We start from the raw sequence: 17328 nt of genomic DNA, 5'->3' as shown, positions 1-17328 counted from the left end.
CATGGCTTCCTTTTCGGGGCGGCGCTAGCCGAGTTCGCCGTCGAGCAGTTCGAAAAGCTCGTCCTCGGACGCGCTTCGGATGTCGTCGTCACGGTCACCGATCGGTTCGGATCCTCCGTCCTCGAGGTCGGCGAGCAACCGGCGCAGGCGTTTCGCGGACCGGCGCCGGTCTTCGGTGGTTATCGGCATGGTGTCGAACCGGCTGGCGAGGGCTTCGAGCGCTTGCTCGAAGGAATGCTCGGTGTGTTCGGTCGACAGCTCCGCTGCGAGGTGCGCCGCGAGGGTCGTCGGGGTCGGGTAATCGAACGCCGCGGTCGCGGGTAGGGTGCGGCCGGACGCATGGGCGAGTCGGTTGCGCAATTCGACCGCGGCCAGTGAGTCGAATCCGAGCTCCTGGAAAGACAATTCGGGATCGACCGCGTCCGGGCCCGGATGGCCGAGCACCGCCGCCACCTGCGTGCACACCAGATCCGACAGCAAGCGCTGCCGCTCATCGCCGGACAGCCCGGAGAGCCGTTCGGCGAGCCGCGCCGCGGCCTGCGCGCTCGGGGCGCCGTCGAGACTCGGCGGTGCGGGCACACGGACGAGCCCGCGCAATATCGGCGGCACCGCCCCCAGCGCCGCTGCCTGGGATTGCATGCCGGGCCGGTCGAATCGTGCCGCCACGATCGCCGCGCGGCCATCGGTCATCGTCGCATCCCAGAGCGACAGTGCCTCCGATGGCGTCATCGCGGCCAGCCCGCCGCGGCGCAGCCGTTCCCGACCGGTCTTGTCGAGGCTGCCAGCCATCCCCTCGGTCAGGTCCCACAGTCCCCAAGCGACCGAACACCCCGGGAGACCGCGCGCCCGTCGGTATTCGGCGAGCGCATCCAAAAACGCGTTCGCCGCGGCGTAATTCGCCTGTCCCGGCGCCCCGATCGTGCCCGCCACCGACGAGAACAGCACAAACCCGGCCAGCTCGAGGTCACGCGTCAGTTCGTGCAGATGCCAGGCGCCATCCACCTTCGGTGCCAGCACCTGCTCGATTCGGTCCGGCGTCAGCGTCGCGAGCACGCCGTCGTCGAGGATGCCCGCCGCGTGCACGACAGCGGTCAATGGATGTGCCGCATCGATATTCGCGATGGTCTGTGCGATCGACGACCGGTCCGTCACGTCGCACGCCACCCATCGGACGTGTGCTCCATATTCGGCCAATTCGGCCGTCACCTGTCCCGCACTCTCGGTCGCATTGCCGCGCCTGCTCGCCAGCACCAGATGCCGCATGCCGTGCTGGCGCACCAGGTGACGTGCCACCGCGAGGCCGAGCGCGCCGCCACCGCCGGTGATCAACACTGTTCCGTCGGGGTCCCACCGCACGCCCGAATCCGGCTCGATATCGGCGGGCAGTAGGCGCGGCGACAGGACTCGTCCGTTCCGTACCGCCAGTTGCCATTCCGTACCCGACATCGCGATCGGCCAGACGTTTTCGGCGCCGGTACCGTCGATGTCGACGATTGCGAACCGACCTGGATATTCCAGCTGCGCGCTTCGCAACAGGCCCCACACCGCTGCCTGAGCGATACCGGGCAGCGTGTCGGCGGCACCGGTCGCGACCGCGCCCTCGGTGACGAGCACCAACGGGATCGACGCCAACTCGGCGTGCCGCACCCATTCCTGCAACACCTGCATCGTCGCCACCGCAATGTCCCGTGCCGCGACCGCGCCGACGCCCTTGCGGCACGGCAGTATGACGGCGAGGGGACCAGATGTATCCGGCATCGCGGCGGCCACGCTCGCGACGTCGGCGAACCATTGCACCGCCACTCCGAGATCCTGGGACGGATCGCCGATGCCCCACACCGATCCCGACAGCGTGGCCACGGCCGTTACCGGATGCCATGCCACAGCGAACAGCGCGTCGCGATTCCCCAAGGCCGCCAACTGTTTTCGCGATACCGCGGCCACACGCACCGATTCGATCGTCGCGAGTGGCTGCCCGACGCCGTCGGTCACAGTCGCGGCCAGATGATCGCCGTCGCGCCGTAGCCGCACCCGCAGCCGTGACGCGCCGGTGCGGGCAACCGATACGCCATGGAAGGCAAACGGCAGCAGCACCTTTCCCGGTTCGAGGAGATCGCCCGCGGCGGCAATCGCAACGTGGAATGCCGCATCCAGCAGCGCCGGGTGAACCCAACCGCCTGTTTCGAGCTCTGCCGATGGCGCCTCGATCTCGACGTAGATCTCGTCGCCGCGCTGCCAGGCGGCCTGGACGTTCCGAAAGGCGGGGCCGTACTCATATCCGAGGTCGGCCAGTGCGGCGTAGAGATCGGCCACCGGCACCGGCACCGCATCGGCCGGAGCCCACTGTGCTTGCGGCAACGCAGGGCGCACGGAACCGGCAGGTGCAACCGAACCGGTGGCGTGGCGGTTCCAGGATGACGGTTCATGGTCGCTATCGGGCCTGGCGTAGACGACCACCGCGCAGTGACCGCGCTCATCCGGTGCGGCGATTTCGAGCTGGATGGCCATCCCCACCCCCGCATCGAAGACCAGCGGCGATTCGAGCACCAACTCCTCGATGCGAGGACAATCCACCAACCGCCCCGCCACCGACACCAACTCCACCAGACCCGTACCGGGCAGCAGTACCGAACCGAACACGACATGATCAGCCAGCCAAGGCTGCGACACCACCGACAACCGACCGGTCACAACACACCCACCGGACCCGACCAACGACACCACCGTCGACAGCAATGGATGATCGACACATTCCTGCCCGAACCCGGCGGCATCAGCCACAGGCGCCGTCGGTGAGAGCCAATAGCGTTGCCGCTGAAACGCATACGTCGGCAAATCCACCCGCCGCGCACCCGTCCCGGCATAGAACTCGACCCAATCGACATCGACACCGGCGCAATGCGCTTCGGCGACCGCGCGGACAAGGGTTTCGACCTGATCACGCCCGCGACGCTGAGTCGCGACCACCGCCTCGGCATCGATAAGCCCTGCGAGTACGGCATCCGGTCCGATTTCGACGAATCGGGTGCCGCCCGCCTGCCGAAGCGTGCTGATGCCGTCGGCGAAGCGGACCGGCTCACGCACTTGGCGCACCCAGTACCTCGGATCCATCAGCAGGTCCGACTCCACCGCACCGGTCAGATTCGATGCGATCGGAATTTGCGGCGATTGGAGTGTCAAATCCGCCATCACACGGCGGAATTCATCGAGCATGGGTTCCATCAACACCGAGTGGAACGCGTGACTGACCGTCAGCCGACGGGTGCGCCGATTGGCCCAGCGTTTTTCGAGTTCGGCGATGCCCGCCTCCGGGCCCGACACCACGACCGACCCTGGAGCGTTGATCGCCGCGACCGAAACCGCATCCGGCAGGTCAACGAGCACGCCACTCTCGCCGACGGGGTCAACTTTATCGATGTTCTCGGATACATCTATCTCGACTGCCAGCATCGCTCCGCCCGCTGGGAGCCCCGCCATCAACCGGCCACGGGCACCCACCAAAAGCACCGCATCCTCGAGCGACAGCACACCCGCCACATATGCGGCGCTGATCTCACCGACCGAATGCCCGATCACCAAATCCGGTACGACGCCCCAGGATTCGAGCAGCCTCGTCAGTGCGACCTCTATGGCGAACACACCCAACTGTGTGTTGTCGGTACGGTCCAGGTCGGTGTCGGAATCGAATAACCAAGCCGGATCACACACCTGGCGAACTGATTCCGCGAACACCGGGAATGCCTCGAACAGTTCACGTCCCATCCCCGCGTACTGCGCACCCTGCCCCGTGAACACGAACACCGTCTTTCCAGCAACTACCCGGCGCGGCACAACAGCACCCAACTCCGACCGATCCAGCACCACCGCGCGCCACGGCAAATGCGCCCGCGTCGTCGCCAACGAAAACCCCACATCCAAAACCGACTCTGCCCCCAACCCGGACAGTCGATCCGCTTGTGCCACAACAGCTTCAGCCGAACGACCAGAGATCAGCCACGGCACCACCGCCGACCCGAGCCCAGCCCGCAGCGGCGATCCAGTATCCACTTGCGGCGGCGCCCCCCAGGTCCCCGCTTGCAGCAGCGACTCCGTCCTCGGTGCCAGCTGCGCCGATTCGGTCCCCGCCTGCGTCGCCCGCCGAGTTCCCGCCTGCGCCGCCGACTCGACCGGAGCTTCCTCCACGATCACATGCGCATTCGTTCCACTGATCCCGAACGACGACACCGCAGCCCGCCGTGGCCGCCCCACCGACTCCCACGCACGAGCCTCGGTCAGCAACGCCACCCCACCAGAGTCCCAATCCACATGCGAACTCGGCGCATCCACATGCAAGGTCGCAGGCATCACCCCACGCCGCATCGCCTCCACCATCTTGATCACACCCGCGACCCCTGCGGCCGCCTGACTATGACCCATGTTCGATTTGATCGACCCCAACCAGACCGGACGATTCCGATCCCGCCCGTATGTGGCCAACAACGCCTGCGCCTCGATCGGATCACCCAGTGTCGTACCGGTCCCGTGCCCCTCGACGACATCCACATCGCCAGCCGTCAGCCCCGCACTCGCCAATGCCGCCCGAATCACCCGCTCCTGCGACGGACCATTCGGCGCCGTCAAACCATTCGACGCACCATCCTGATTCACCGCACTCCCACGAACCACACCGAGAACCCGATGACCATTGGCAAGGGCATCCGAAAGACGCTCCAACACGAGCACCCCCGCCCCCTCACTCCAACCCACACCATCAGCCGACTCCGCATACGACTTACACCGACCATCCGCGGAAAGCGCTCGCTGCCTGGTGAATTCGATGAAGAGCCACGGCGTCGCCATCACCGTCACACCCCCGGCCAGCGCGACCGCGCACTCACCCCGCCGCAGCGCCACACACGCCTGATGGATCGCGACCAATGACGACGAGCACGCCGTATCCACCGATACCGCCGGTCCTTCGAGGCCGAGAACATAGGCGAGGCGGCCCGATACGAGTGATCCGGCGCCACCGACACCGGCGTAGTCATGATGCATGACACCGGTGAACACCCCGGAGTCGCTGCCCCGCAACGACATCGGGTCGATCCCCGCGTCCTCGAGCGCCTCCCAGGCCACCTCGAGCACGATTCGCTGTTGCGGGTCCATCGCCTCGGCCTCGCGCGGCCCGATCCCGAAGAAACCGGCATCGAAATCACCTGCGTCGTAAAGGAATCCGCCCGATCGGGTGAACGACCGACCCGCACCGCCGGTCGGGTCGTGCAGATCCGGACGCCAGCCTCGGTCTCGGGGGAACCCGTCGACGACGTCGCGTTTCGTCGCGACCAGCTCCCAAAGCGCCGCGCGGGAATTCACCTCGCCGGGATAGCGACAGCCCATGCCGACGATGGCGATCGGCTCGGCGTCACGGCGGCGCAGCGCCGCGATCTCCTTCTGCAGGTGCGCGTTCTCCTTGGCGGCGACGCGCAGCGCGTTCAGCAATTCGTCGGTCGAGGTCATGATTGCTCCCGGTCCGGTCGTTGCTGCGAAGTGAGGACGTGGCGGATCAGCTCGTCGGAATCCATATCGTCGATCGAGGGCTCGTCACCGGAATCGGCTTCGGCCGATTCGCTCGGCGTCGTCAGCCGCAGCAATGCGTCGAGGATGCCGCTGCTGCGCAGCGTGGCAATGGGAATCGTCGCGAGCCTGCGGCGGATATCGGCGTCGGTCGAGCGGTCCTCGCGCGGCTCGTCGCCGAATCCCAGGCTCTGCGCCAGCCATCCGGACAGTTTGGTGACCGTCGGGTAGTCGAATACCACCGCGACGCCCGCATTGAGGCCCGTGGCGGCTCTGAGCTTGTTCCTGAGTTCGATGGCGGCCAGTGAGTCGAAACCCAGCTCGCTGAACGCCGTGTCGGGATCGATATCCGACGCTGCGCCGTGCCCGAGTACGTCGGCGACCATTCCACGCATCAGCTCGCTCAAGTAGTCGCGGCGCGCACTGCTCGCCAGCGCGGCAAGTTTCGCGCGCACGTCCGGGGACGCGTGATCGGATTCTGCCCGCCGCCGGGCCGCGGCGGGCGCCAGCCCGCGCAGCAGCGCGGGCAACTCCCCGGTGCTGCGGCGCAGCGCCGACCGGTCGATATGTGCGGGCAGCACCATGGGATCGGATCCGGTGACCGCCGCGTCGAATAGCCGCATCGCGGTCTCGGGCGTCAGCGGCAGGATGCCGCTGCGGCGGATGCGCTGCAATTGTAGGTCGGTGAGCGCCAACCCCATTCGCGCGCCTTCCCATGGGCCCCACGCCATCGACGTCGCGGGCAGTCCGGCGGCCCGCCGATGCGCGGCGAGCGCGTCGAGGAATACGTTGGCCGCCGCGTAGCCGCCCTGTCCGATCGGCAGGATCAGCCCGCCGACCGACGAGAAGAGCACGAACAGCTCGAGATTCGCGTCCTTGGTCAGCTCGTGCAGGTGCCAGGCGCCATCGACCTTCGCCGCGAACACCGTGTCGAGTCGCTCGTCGGTGAGCGAGCCGACGACTCCGTCGTCGAGCACACCCGCCGTATGCACCACACCGACCAGCGGCCGGGTCGCGGGAATGCCGGAAAGCAACGCGCTCACCGCATCTCGATTCGCGATATCGCATGCGACGATATCCGCTTCGGCGCCGAGTGCGCGCAAACGGGCCAGCAGGTCGTCGGCGCCGGGCGCCGCGGCACCGCGACGGCCGACGAGCAGCAGGCGTCGCGCACCGTGCTCGCGCACCAGATGCTCGGCGACCTGTGCGCCGAGTGCGCCGGTGCCGCCAGTGACCAGCACGCTGCCAGCCGCCAGGTCCGGACCCGTTGTTTTCCGACCACCGACTGAGACGAGCCGAGGCATGAGGTATCGCCCTGCGCGGACAGCGATTTCGGGTTCGCCCGTGGCGACCAGCGCGCCGACCGGCACGTCGCTGTCGACGTCGGCGAGCACGATCCGGCCCGGTTGCTCGGCCTGTGCCGAGCGGATCAAGCCCCAAGCAGCCGCAGCCGCGAGATCCGCGACGTCCTCGCCGGGCAATGCCACCGCGCCGTCGGTCAGCACCAACAGGCGGCTGTCAGCGAATCTTTCCTCGCTCAGAAACGCCTGCAGGACAGCGAGCATCCGCCCGACCGTCGCGCGGACCTGCCCCGGCACCGCGCCTGATCCGCCTCCGCAACGAGCGACGACCACCGTGGCGACGTGGTCGGATGTCGCGGCCTCTTCCCACGGCTGCCACACGGTGCCCTCGTCGATTCCCGCATCGACCGGAACCCATTCGATTCGGAACAGCGAATCATGCTCTGGCGCTTCGCTGTTCAGCTGGTCAACCGAGACGGGGCGCGCGAGGATCCGGCTCGCGGACAACACCGGACGCCCGGCCTCGTCGGTGACAAGGACCGAGACACCCTCGCCACCGGTCGGATTGATGCGGACCCGGACCGCGCTCGGCCGGACCGCGTGCAAGGCGACATCTTGCCAGGCGAACGGCAGTGCGGTCACCTCACCGCGCACCGCGAGCAAGCCCGCGTGCAGTACCGCGTCCAGCAGTGCGGGATGGATACCGAACCCTTCGGGATCACCGGCGGCGGAGGGGAGCACGACCTCGGCACAGATCTCGTCGCCGGATCGCCACAGCCGTCGCACCCCGCGGAAGGCAGGACCGTAGCCGTACCCGCGCTCGGCCAGATGGTGGTAACCGGCGGTGACATCGAGAGCCGTCGCCCCCTCCGGCGGCCAAGCCGACGGGCGCGGCACCGACCCCGCCGTCGAATGCACCAGTGTTCCTTCGGCATGCAGCGTCCAGTCCCGCACTCGGTCGGCTCGCGAGTAGACCGCGATCGCGCGATGCCCGTCGGTGTCCGCGCCGTCGACGACGACCTGCAGCGCGACCCCGCCCGTCTCCGGAATCGGCAGCGGTGCCCGAATCGTCATGTCCTGCACCACGGAACAATCGACTTCGTCACCGGCGCGCACCATCAGTTCGACGAATCCGGCACCGGGCAGCAATGCGCGGCCGAAGATGCGGTGCTCGGCCAGCCACGGCTGCGATTGCAGCGAGAGCCGTCCGGTCAGTACGACGCCACCGGAGGCGGGCGATTCCACGACCGCGCCGACCAACGGGTGTCCGGAAGACTCGAGACCGGCGCCCGTCACGTCGCCACCCGTGGGCACCGCCCAGAAGCGTTGCCGCTGGAACGGATACAACGGCAGGTCGACGCGGCGCGCGTCGGTACCCGCGAAATAGCGGGTCCAGTCCACCGCACCACCGATGACGTCGAAGCGGCCGAGCCCGGTTAGCAGCGATTCGATCTCGTCGCCGTCGCCGCGCAGCAGCGGCACCGAGACGGCCTCGATATCCGCGGCGGCGATCATCGCGGTCAATGCGGCCCCCGGGCCCACCTCCACGAACCGTACCGCGCCGTCGGCGGCCGCGGTGGCGACACTGTCCGCGAACAGCACTGGTTGTCGCAACTGCCGTCGCCAGTATCGCGGAGTACCAAAATCCTCGGGCGCGAAATCGCCGGTCATGGTCGATACGACCGGCAACCGTCGTGGACCGACAGCGATGTCCGCGATGACGGCGGTGAACTCGTCGAGAATCGGATCCATGGCTGCCGAGTGGAAGGCATGGGAGACCGCGAGCCTGCTGGTCTTCCAGTCGCGACGGGCGCATTCCGCCGCTGTCGTCGCCAATCGGTCGGCATCGCCGGAGAGCACAACGGCGGCTGGTCCGTTCACCGCGGCGATCTCGACACCGCTCGGCAGCAGCGACAGCACTTCGCTCGCGCTCGCCGCGACGGCGAGCATCGCGCCGCCGGTGGGCAGTGCCCGCATCAGTCTGCCGCGCGCGGCGACGACCCGCGCGGCATCTTCCAGTGACAGCACCCCGGCAACGTGCGCGGCGGCAATCTCGCCGACCGAATGACCGAGGACGAGATCCGGCACCACGCCCCACGATTCGAGCAGCGCGGCCAGCGCGACCTCGATGGCGAACAAGCCGTTCTGCGCGAACATCGTCTGCGTCAGCGCCGGTTCGTCCGCACCCCAGAGCACGGGCCGCAACTCGGCGGACAGGTGCTGTTCGACGGCAGCGACCGCATTGTCGAACACCGTGCGGAATACCGGGAACGCCTCGTGCAGCCCGCGTCCCATGCCCAGCCGCTGTGCGCCCTGGCCCGGGAAAGCGAATGCCGTCTTCCCCGATATCGCTTGTCCCGCTATCGGATCCGCGAGCGCCGTAAGCAATTGCGCGCGGCTGGTGCCCACCGCGACGGCCCGGTGCTCGAGCCGAGCGCGGTCCGCGAGGGACACACCGATATCGGCCGGAGTGAGCTCCGGTGTGGCCACCACCCGGTCGCGAATCCGGTCCGCCTGCGCGGCCAGCGCTGCCGCGGTCCGCCCGGAGATCACCCACGGCACGACCGGCGGTGGCGGCCCCTGGCGGGCCGGGACCGGCTCGGCCGGTGGCTCTTCCAGGATCACATGGGCATTGGTGCCGCTGATGCCGAACGACGACACCGCGGCACGGCGCGGCTCCTCCCCCTTCGGCCACGGCTGCGATTCGGTGAGCAGCCGCACGGTTCCGGCGGACCAGTCGACGTGCGGGCTCGGCGCATCGACGTGCAGTGTCGAAGGCATCGAATGGTGCCGCATGGCCATCGCCATCTTGATCACGCCGGTGACGCCCGCGGCGGCTTGCGTGTGGCCGACGTTCGACTTGATCGAGCCCAGCCAGATCGGCCGATCCCGCTTCCTGCCGTACGTGGCGACGAGCGCGCGCGCTTCGATCGGGTCACCGAGCGTCGTTCCGGTGCCATGGCCCTCGACGAGGTCGATATCGTCGGCGCCCAGCCCGGCATTGGCCAGCGCGGCGCGGATCACCCGTTCCTGCGCTGGTCCGTTCGGTGCGGTCAGCCCGTTGCTGGTGCCGTCCTGATTCACCGCCGACCCGCGCACGAGCGCCAGGATGCGCCTGCCGTTGCGTCGGGCACTCGAAAGCCGTTCGACTACAACCATTGCCGCGCCTTCGGACCAGCCGACCCCGTCGGCCGAGGCGGCGTAGGACTTGCAGCGGCCGTCCGGCGAAAGCCCGCGCTGCCGCGACATTTCGACGAAGACACCTGGCGTCGCCATGACCGACACACCACCGACCAGAGCAAGACCGCACTCACCTGCCCGCAACGCCGCCACCGCCTGGTGCAGTGCCACCAGCGACGAGGAGCAGGCGGTGTCGACGGTGACTGCCGGACCGGTGAGGCCCAGCGCGTAGGCGACTCGGCCCGAGACGATCGAGCCGAGCTGGTTCATCTGCCCGTAGTCGTGGTACATCACACCCGCGAAAACACCGGTGTCGCTGCCTCGCAACGAGGTCGGATCGAGCCGCGCGTCCTCGAGCGCCTCCCATGAAACCTCGAGCAGCAACCGCTGCTGTGGGTCGGCGGCGAGGGCTTCGCGCGGGCTGATGCCGAAAAATCCGGCATCGAAATCGCCCGCGTCATAGAGGAACCCGCCCTCGCGCACATAGGACCGACCTACCGCGTCCGGGTCGGGATCATAGAGGTCGGGGTCCCAGCCGCGGTCGACCGGAAAGGCACCGATCGCGTCGCGGCCGTCGGCGACCAGGTCCCACAGCTGATCGCGCGAGGTCACACCGCCGGGCAGGCGGCAGGCGGCTCCGACAATCGCGATGGGTTCGGCGAGTGCGGCCGTCAACCGCTGATTCGCTGCCCGCAGTTCGTCGTTTTCCAGGACCGAGCGACGTAGCGCCTCGACCAACCGGGTATCCGAGCCGCTCATGCCGGACCGTCCGGATCACCCAGGACCATGCGGATCAGGCTCTCCTCATCCATATCTCGGATCTGCTCGGCCCGCTTGCCGACCACCTCGTCCGGTACGGTCGCGGCACCGGCCAAATCGAGCAACTGGTCGAGCAATCCGGCCGTGCGGAGCCGGTCGAGCGGAATCGCGCCGATCGCCGCACGGATCCGATCGTCGGTGTCCACGACCGGATCATCAGCACGCCCGGCGAATTCGGCGGCGAGGTATTCGCTGATCGCCGCGGGCGTCGGATAGTCGAAAACGACCGTGGCGGCAAGGTCGAGGCCGGTCGCCGCTCGCATCCGGTTGCGGAGCTGCACCGCCGCGAGCGAATCGAACCCCATCTCCTGGAACGGCCGATCCGGTGCGATCGCCGCCGGGCCCGGATGCCCGAGGACCGCCGCGGTGTGTGCGCGGACGAGTCGAAGGATCTCCGCACGGCGTTTCGCGGGTGAGAGACCGGCGAACATGGCCGCCGCGCGTGCGATGGGACGCTGTGTCGGCGCCAGCGCCGCGAAGATCGACGGTAGCTCGGTGCCGGGGTCCGCGGCCGCGAGATCCAGGCCGACGGGCACGACGACCGGCTGCCGCGCGTGCAGCGCCAGGTCGAAGGCGGCCAGCGCGGCCGCGGGGGGCAGATCACGAATACCATTGCGGGCGAGGCGTTTGCGTGCCGCGTCATCGAGTCGCCCGCTCATGCCGCTTTCCCACGGTCCGAATGCCATCGCGACACCGACCGCACCGTCTGCCCGGCGGTATGCCGCGAGCGCGTCGAGATAGGCGTTCGCGGCGGCGTAGTTGCCCTGTCCCGGAGCGCCCAGCACGCCCGCGGCCGACGATATGAGCACGAACATCGACAGGTTCGACCGCGCGGTCGCCTCGTGCAGATGCCATGCGCCCGACACCTTCGGCGCCAGGACCGCGTCGATTCGCTCCGGCGTCAGGGAGGTGATGACGCCGTCGTCCAGGACACCTGCGGCGTGGACCACGCCGATGAGCGGCCGTTCGGCGATGATCCCGGACACCAACCGTTGCACCGCATTCCGATCCGCGACGTCGCAGCGCTCGACCTGCACGAGCGCGCCCGCCGCGCGGAGTTCGTCGGCAACGCTCGTCGCCGCACCGCGACGGCTCGCCAGCACGATGTCGCGAACACCGTGCTTCGCGACGAGATGCCGTGCGACCGCGGTACCGAGATCTCCGGTGCCACCGGTGATCAGCACCGCCCCATCGGTCAGTGGCGCAGGTGACATCGACTCGGTCGGTGCCATCCGCACCAGGCGCGCTACCCGGATCACACCGCCGCGCACTATGATCTGCGGTTCTGCCGAGCCGACCACTCGCGCGACAGATTCGTTGTCGAGTTCTACGTCGATATCGGCGAGCACGAACCGACCCGGATGCTCCGCCTGCGCCGACCGCACCAGCCCCCACACGGCGGCACCGGCAAGGTCGATGACGCCCTCGCCGGGAAGGGCGACCGCACCGGAGGTGACCACGAGGAGCCGAGCACGCGCGTACCGATCGTCACTCGTGTACTCCTGCAATATCTTCAGGGCGGTCAGCGTCGCTGACCGCACATCGGACGGCAGCACTGGCGCGGTACGCCGGAAGTCCGCGACAACGACATCGGGCACCGTGTCGCCGCCCCACGCGCCCCAGGTCACCGGAGCGGCCGAGGGTGCATCGACCGGTCGCCAGTCGACCATATGCAGTGTCCGGTCGAGCCGATCGACCGACGCCCGGCGCAGCGTCGACGACCGCACCGACAGCACGGGGACATCCGCATCGTCGGTGATATCGATCGCCACGCTGCCCGGCCCCACGGGGGTGAGCCGAGCACGCACGGCACCACGGGCGACCGATCGCGCCACGACACCTTCCCAGGTGAACGGCACCATCGGTTCGAATTCGTCCGTGCCGCGTGCCAGCGCCTGTGTGTGCAGTACCGCATCGAGCAAAACCGGATGCATCGCGAATTGCTCGGCCCCGGAGCTGATTTCATCCGCCACTGCCTCGGCGAACCACACCTCGCCGTGCCGCCATACCCGACGCAGCCCGCGAAATGCGGGACCGTACTCGAGTCCCACGGCGGTGAGCCGGTCATAGATCCCGGTCGCGTCGACCTCGACCGCCCCGGCAGGTGGCCAGTCGCCGAATCCCGCGAAGTCCGCATCGGCTTGTTGCCGCGCGAGTACACCTTCCGCGTGGCACGTCCAGGCGCCAGCGGAGTTCGCATAGACCGCGAATGCCCGTTCGCCGGTTCCGTCATCGACACGCACCGATACCTGCACCGTGACCGAACCCGACGCCGGAATCGCCAGCGGCGTCAGCAGCGTCAGATCACGCACCACGGGGCACCCGCACGCCGCGCCCGCCCGCAGTGCCAGCTCCACGAAACCCGTTGCCGGATAAAGCACGTTGCCGAGAACGCGATGATCGGCCAGCCACGGCTGCGCCGCCGAGGACAGCTCTCCGGTGAGGCGCACCCCGCCGGTGTCGGGTTCCTCGAGCACCGCCGTCAGAACCGGATGCGACAGCCCGGCATCCGAGCCACCGTGCGGCGATGGTGTCAGCCAATAGCGCTGCCGATCGAAGGCATACAGCGGCAGGTCCACTCGGCGCGCACCGGTGCCTGCGAAGACGCCTTGCCAATCCACCGCGACACCCGCGGTGAACAACCGAGCGACCCCGGCCATGACCGACCGCACCTCGGACTGCTCGCGCCGCAGCAGCGCGACCGTCACCGCGGCTTCGGCATCGACCGTCCCGGCGACCATCGCCGAGGCCGAACTGCCCGGCCCGACCTCCACGAACCTGGTGCCACCGGCAGCCACCGCCGCCGCGACACCATCGCCGAATCGAACCGGCTCCCGAACCTGCCGCACCCAATAGTCCGGGTCGGTGAACAGCTCGGACTCGAACCGTCCGGTGACGTTGGACGCGATCGGTATCCGCGGCGGCCGAAACGTCAACTTCCGCAGCACAGTGCCGAATTCGGCCAGCATCGGCGCCATCGACTCGGAATGGAACGCATGCGACACGCGCAGTCGCCGCATGCGCCGGTCGGCCCACCGCGACTCGAGTTCGTCGATCGCGGCGGCCGGACCGGACACTACGACCGACCCGGGCGCATTCACCGCCGCCAGCGAAATCCGGCTCGGCAGCGCGCCGACCTCGTCGGTTTCCACGGCCAGCATCGCACCGTCCGCAGGCAGCGCCGCCATGAGCCGACCGCGCGCGGTCACCAATTCCACGGCGTCCTCGAGCGATAAGACCTCGGCGACATGGGCCGCGGTGATCTCACCGATCGAATGCCCGATCAGCAGATCCGGCCTGATGCCCCAGGATTCGAGCAGCCGGAACAAGGCGGTTTCGACCGCGAACAGTGCGAGCTGGGTATGGTCCGTTCGGTCGAGGTCGGTGCCGGGATCGAACAGCCATGCGGGGTCGCAGATCGCGCGAATCGCGTCCGCGAACACCGGAAACGTTTCGAACAGCTCCGCGGCCATCCCGACCCGCTGCGCACCCTGCCCGGGGAAGACGAATACCGTTTCGCCCGAAAGCCCACGCGCCGAGACGATTTCAGACAGCCTCCCGGCCAGTTCCGTCCGATCGGCGCCGACCACGACCGCGCGGTACTCGAGCCGTGCCCGACGGGCCAGGGCCGCGCCGACGTCGAGTGCCGACGCCTCGGGATTATCGGCCAGCCACCCGAGCAGCCGATCGACTTGCGCGGCAACGGCTCCCGTGGTCCGACCGGACAGCGCCCACGGCACCACCGGCAGCGACCGGGTCGATTCGGGTTCGGGCGCGGGCGTCGGCGCTTCCTCCACGATCACGTGCGCGTTGGTACCGCTGATCCCGAACGAGGACACCCCCGCACGCCGCGGCCGACCGTCCACCGACTCCCACGGTCGTGCTTCGGTCAGCAGCCTGATATTGCCTTCGCGCCAATCCACCTGTGACGACGGAGCATCCACATGCAGCGTGCGTGGCAGCACCCGATGCCGCATCGCCTCGACCATCTTGATCACGCCCGCCATACCGGCGGCGGCCTGCGAATGCGCGATATTCGACTTCACCGAGCCCAGCCACATCGGCTGCTCCCGGCCGCGGCCATAGGTGGCCAGCAGCGCCTGCGCCTCGATCGGATCGCCGAGCGTCGTTCCGGTGCCGTGCCCCTCGACAATGTCGACATCCGTCGGCGACAGTCCGGCATTCGCCAGCGCGGCTCGGATCACGCGTTCCTGCGACGGGCCGTTGGGCGCGGTCAGTCCGTTGCTGCCCCCATCCTGGTTGAGCGCACTGCCGCGGATAACGCCGAGCACCCGATGCCCGTTGGCTTCGGCGTCCGAGAGTCGTTCCAGGACAAGCACTCCGGCGCCTTCGCCCCACGACACGCCGTCGGCGGAATCGGCGAACGACTTACATCGGCCGTCGGGTGCGAGCCCCCGCTGTCGGCCGAAGTCGGTGAACATCGTCGGCATCGTCAACACAGTCACCCCACCCACCAGTGCCAGGCCACATTCGGCCGCCCGCAGTGCGGCGCACGCCTGATGGATCGCGACCAGCGACGACGAGCATGCGGTGTCGACGGATACCGCGGGCCCGACCAAGCCCAAGGTGTAGGCCACTCGACCGGACACGATGCTCGGCAGATTTCCGCTGATCCGGTAACCGTCGACCCCGTCGTCGTCATTGCCCAGTCCGTACACGCAGCCGCTGACACCGACGAAGACGCCGGTATCGCTGCCACGCAACGACATCGCGTCGATTCCGGCGTCCTCGAGCGCCTCCCAGACGACCTCGAGCAGGACCCGCTGTTGCGGGTCCATCGCCAGCGCCTCGCGCGGGCTGATCCGGAAGAACTCGGCATCGAATTGCGAAGCGTCATAGAGAAACGCACCGGCCCGGGTGTACGTTTTGCCGTGCGTGTCCGGGTCCGGGTCGTAGAGGTCGCCCCAGCCGCGGTCGGTCGGGAAATCGCCGACGACGTCGCGTTCGTCGGCAACCAGCTGCCACAGCGCCGCCCGCGATCCGACACCGCCCGGGAACCGACAGCCGACGCCGACGATCGCGATCGGGCCGTGCAACTGTTCGAACTGCTTGAGCCGCCTTTTCGTGCTCTGCAATTCGAGGGTCAGCCGCTTGAGGTAGGCAAGTGTCTTCTCGTCGCGATCGGTCACAGCTGTGCCTCGCTAGCGCTCGGCTCCGCTGCGACCGTTGGTGCCGTGCTGATGGTGCCCTCGCTCCGCTCGGTCACAGCTGCGCCTCGCTAGCGCTCGGCTCCGCTGCGACCGTTGGTGCTGTATTGATGGTGCCCTCGCTCCGCTCGGTCACTTCAGCTCCTCATCGATGAGTTCGAACATCTCGTCGAAGCCCGCCTCCTCGATCGCATCCGCGGAGATCGCGTCGCGCTGCACCGCGCCGTCGAGTTCGTTCAGCGCGCGGATGAGTCTGGCCGAGACCGCCTTTCGGGTGTCGTCGTCGAGCGATCGGTCACGCAGCAGAGCCAGGGTGCGATCCAGCGTCGACACGATCTCGCTGGCATCGTCGGCGCTGGTGTTTCCGAGCCGGGTCATCAGATACTCGGTGATGGCGGTCGGCGTCGGCTGATCGAAGACAGTGGTCGCCGGAAGCTGGAGCCCGGTCGCGGCCGCGAGGCGGTTGCGGAGTTCGACCGATGTCAGCGAATCGAAGCCGAGTTCACGGAAGTTCGCGTCGATATCGACCTGCTCGGGACCGCGATGCCCGAGTACGGCCGCGACCTGTGAGCGGACCAGTTCCAGCAACCGCTTGGCCTGCTGCTCGGGCGTCAACCCGGCGAGCCGCAACCCCTGATCCGCGACCGTGCCGGTGGCGGCGCTCGGCCGACCGCCCAGCAACCTGCGCAACATCGGATGCAGCGCGGCCACATCCACCGATCCGGCCGGATCGAACTCGGCCGCCACGACCGACGGTGCGGGCTGTCGGACCGCCGCATCGAACATCGCCAGCCCGGCTTCCACACTCAGCGGTGCCAGACCTTCTCGGCCGATCCGCGCGGTATTCACGGTGTCCAATGTGGCGCCCATCCCGGATTCGGCCGCCCACAGGCCCCAATCGATTGACACCGCCGCCAGCCCCGCCTGCTGTCGGAGAGCCGCCAGCTCGTCCAGAAAGGCATTCGCCGCCGCGTAATTCGCCTGTCCGGGCGAACCGAGCACACCGGCGACCGAGGAGAACAGCACGAACCACGCCAGATCCAGGTCGCGGGTCAGTTCGTGCAGGTGCAGGCCACCGTCGGCCTTGGGCGCCAGCACTTTCCGCAGTCGCGCCGGTGTCAGCGCCGCGACCATGCCGTCGTCGAGCACGCCTGCGGCATGCACCACGCCCGTCAATGGATGGGTGTCTGGAATTGCGGCCAGCATGCGTGCGCATGCGTCACGGTCTGCTACGTCGCATGCCACCACCTGCACGGCCGCGCCCGAAGCGGTCAATTCCGCCTGCAGCTCCATCGCTCCGGTCGCTT

Annotated in this window: 3 protein-coding genes and 1 pseudogene; all 4 read right to left on the bottom strand. The window is 68.4% G+C overall.

The genetic code is table 11. From position 1 onward, the window contains the following. Positions 1 to 24: 24 nt before the first annotated feature. A complete protein-coding gene (locus tag NA5_RS25870; RefSeq protein WP_062990511.1) occupies positions 25 to 5496 on the bottom strand; it encodes a type I polyketide synthase in 5472 nt (1823 codons plus the stop codon). Further along, positions 5493 to 10760: pseudogene (locus NA5_RS41875) on the bottom strand (type I polyketide synthase); the annotation flags it as partial. The pseudogene NA5_RS41875 and the gene NA5_RS25870, both read right to left, overlap by 4 nt. A 29-nt stretch (positions 10761 to 10789) precedes the next feature. Continuing rightward, positions 10790 to 16003, bottom strand: coding sequence for a type I polyketide synthase (locus tag NA5_RS25860; protein ID WP_062990507.1), 5214 nt, complete (start codon positions 16001 to 16003; stop codon positions 10790 to 10792). 150 nt (positions 16004 to 16153) lie between these two features. Next, positions 16154 to 17328: type I polyketide synthase (locus NA5_RS25855; protein ID WP_157110630.1), on the bottom strand; the 1175-nt coding region annotated here is incomplete at its 5' end.

The sequence above is a fragment of the Nocardia anaemiae NBRC 100462 genome, from assembly GCF_001612725.1.
GTDB classification, from domain to species: Bacteria; Actinomycetota; Actinomycetes; order Mycobacteriales; family Mycobacteriaceae; genus Nocardia; species Nocardia anaemiae.
Note: the sequence above shows the minus strand (reverse complement) of the source record. Positions and strands in the feature narration are given on the sequence as shown.

Excerpts from the sequence above, each read along its gene's own strand:
- NA5_RS25870 (WP_062990511.1), bottom strand. The coding sequence starts at position 5,496 with ATGACCTCGACCGACGAATTGCTGAACGCGCTGCGCGTCGCCGCCAAG.